This is a genomic window from Ensifer sp. NM-2 (assembly GCF_003024455.1).
Lineage (GTDB): Bacteria > Pseudomonadota > Alphaproteobacteria > Rhizobiales > Rhizobiaceae > Ensifer > Ensifer canadensis.
The window spans coordinates 1-2,807 of record NZ_PVZR01000051.1; the positions used below are offsets into that span (position 1 = coordinate 1).

Annotated in this window: 2 protein-coding genes and 1 pseudogene; all 3 read left to right on the plus strand. The window is 56.6% G+C overall.

Translation table 11 applies throughout. From position 1 onward, the window contains the following. Nucleotides 1-183 precede the first annotated feature (183 nt). Nucleotides 184-633 (plus strand): annotated as a pseudogene (locus C6558_RS38615) (ArsR family transcriptional regulator); the annotation flags it as partial. Then, nucleotides 603-758, plus strand: coding sequence for a transposase domain-containing protein (locus C6558_RS41900; protein ID WP_107028836.1), 156 nt, complete (start codon nt 603-605; stop codon nt 756-758). The pseudogene C6558_RS38615 and the gene C6558_RS41900, both read left to right, overlap by 31 nt. Before the next feature lie 996 nt (nt 759-1,754). Further along, a partial coding sequence (locus C6558_RS38630) for a hypothetical protein (RefSeq protein ID WP_210205730.1) occupies nt 1,755-2,807 on the plus strand: 1,053 nt, incomplete at its 3' end.

The window sequence follows — 2,807 nt, forward strand, 5'->3', positions numbered from 1 at the left end:
TCAGGCAGCGCGCCAGCAACTCATCTGACGGGAGGCCGCGCTTGACCTCGTTTGCTGCGCTCTGAGCAACAACTGGCCGAAGCACGCTGCTCAACAAGCAGCCGGCATCGTTCAATCCGGCTATTGCGTTTCCTTTTGCTGAGGTAAGGGCAGCCACGACAGCAATCGATATGTGGATTGGAAATGGCAGACACCGCGACAACGACGTTCAATGAAGCACTGGCATCGGACGCCACCAGGTTCTTAAGGGTCCTTGCCCATCCGAAGCGGCTCTTACTGTTGACCATTCTGTCCGAACGGCAGCTTTCGGCCAGAAGGCTTGGGCATGCCGTCGGCTTGTCACGGGCCACCGTCTTCAAACATCTGAACCAACTGGTCGAGATCGGTCTGCTACCGCGCAGCGAAAAACACGTTGATCGCGTCTTCAATGAAGCCGAACAGGTTGCCGATGAGGATGACGCCGACGGCGATGTCGTCGACCTACCGGACACAGGGTTACCGGCGGTCGAAGGCACGACGGGAAAAAAGCGCGGCCGCAGACCGCTGCCGGAAAATCTGCCGCGCGAGCGCGTCGGGTATGACCTTCCCGACGATCAGAAGGTGTGCCCTTGCTGCGCCGACCGGATGCATCGCCCCACCTGCGCATCGAGCCATTAACGTGGTTGCGCTACGTCCTTACCGAATTGCCTCAACGCGCGGGCGATGCTGATATCGAAGACCTGCTGCCCTTCAACTTCGCAAAAACTGCCACCGCCTGACCAGATGCGGTTCCCAACGCCAAGGCGATCCGTCTAAATTGCCCTTGTCAATGTACGGGGAAAATCGCGCTTACGGTGGTCTTTCCATCAGGTTGAGCTTGAACAACCCGACCCGATCGAAAAAACACGGATGGCCACCGTCCTGCTGCACCCTTCCCCGGGGGAAGTCATCCTGATCCTGATCTTCATAAAAGGTGGCATCCGGAAGTTTTGGAACGGAAATCCCGCGCCGATAGGAACTTACGAGTGCACGTATTTACTTTTGAACGTTTACACAAACTTACAAAGATTACGTCCAGCTTATATCCTGCCCCTGCCCCTGCCCCATGACTAATCCCGCCACGTGGGACGCCATTCCCGCTCGCGAAAAAAATGATAATAGGTGCGCAGACACTTCGCTTCCGCGGCCTTACTCGGAGTGACCGGACGCCAAGCCCTCGTAACTGTTCTTGGCGCATGCCAATCGGCCCCACGTAATTGCGAATACGAGGTCGCTTAAGACCATGTCAGCCAATCATTAAGCCACCTGGCACGAAAAATTACTCATGGGTGGAGCGACACGTCAGCTTGAAACCGGATGACAATCCTTCCGGCCTCTAGCGGCACCATTGAGCCACCACCTTTGAGGGCTGTGCTCTTGGCACGAAAAAGAATAGGCGAGGATCGGAAGCAACCACCAATCGCAACGCTGCGCCGCCTCCTTATGCGGGGCCCTGTTTCGGACGCTGCGGAAATTGGCGCAGCCGGGACGCGTCAGCTGGAGCCAGCGCGCCCAATCACCTTGTTTGGCATCGCCGGCCAAAACCTGGATTTGTCAACACGGAGCAAAGACCCGCCGCCCCAGGGTAAAAACGTCTATAAAAGCCGGATTGCCCACCACCTGAGAAACGCCAGTTCACAGAAGACCGGACAGACAACACAGGCACAGCGCTCGCCCCTTTTCACCTTCTCATTCCCGATAAACCCACCCCTTGGCCTGCAACAGCACCGCTCGGCATGAGTTCATCACAAATGCCAACCGTGGCGGGAGAAGACGAAGACTACATCAACGGCGTGGTCACCAAATTCGTCGGCCTCACCCCAAACACAGCAAATATATACCGCAATGCTTTGAGGACGATTGCGGCGCTTCTACCAGCTACGGCTGGCAACCGAACCTTAGAGCAGTTGCTCACCGACACAGAGGATGCGAGATACGACCAAACCCTGGCGGCTATCAGAGCAAATTCTGCGATTACCCCGACCGTGAAAGGTCACATCACTCAGGCAGCCAACGCTGCTCGATGGGCCAATATGGAGCCCGACCTCGCAGGACGTTTGAAAACGGACCTTGCCCGCATCAAGCGCCTGCTAGCCGAGACCCCGCTGCCCGACGGCACCAGGGAAAAATACAAGATCTCTTTGAACGCGACTGCGCGAGGGCTGCTAAAAATCCGTAACGCCCCAACGTTAGAGGATATGTTCGCCAGACCACTCGCGTTTAAATCCCAGTGGGCCCTGAAGCAGTTGAAAGAACGGCACTTTCCACAAACCAGCCGTTCGCTGTATCTCCACACGGCCCTCGCCGCAATCCACCAACGCCACTATGCCAATCACGGTTCACAAAGCCAGTTGCCCAGCACGACACTGTTGGACGAAATGACCCTTTGCTCGATCACCGATCTTCTAGACAGTATCCCCGATGAAGAACGGCGTGTTTGCGAGACGGTTTTGACGGCGCTTGCGAATTGGATGGGACAAAATCCTGACCTCCCAACCTTCAGCCGGTTCATCGCCGTAACGGTCCAAGGGCAGGAGGACCCGCTCTTGAAATATGGTCTGGAGGAAGAAGAGCCGCTCTTGTACGGGGGGCCGGCAAAAGACGACTGGATCCTACTCATGTGCAAATCGCATCTTGAGAAGACCAACCAGACGCTCGCTGCCGATCATATTTTCGGGGTATTCGACTACTTACGCGGGCACAGCGACCGCACCAGCGAGATCAAAGCGACCTTCGACCTGGGTGGTGGAACCTACTACAGGGCTTGGATCGACGCGGTCCTCCCAAAG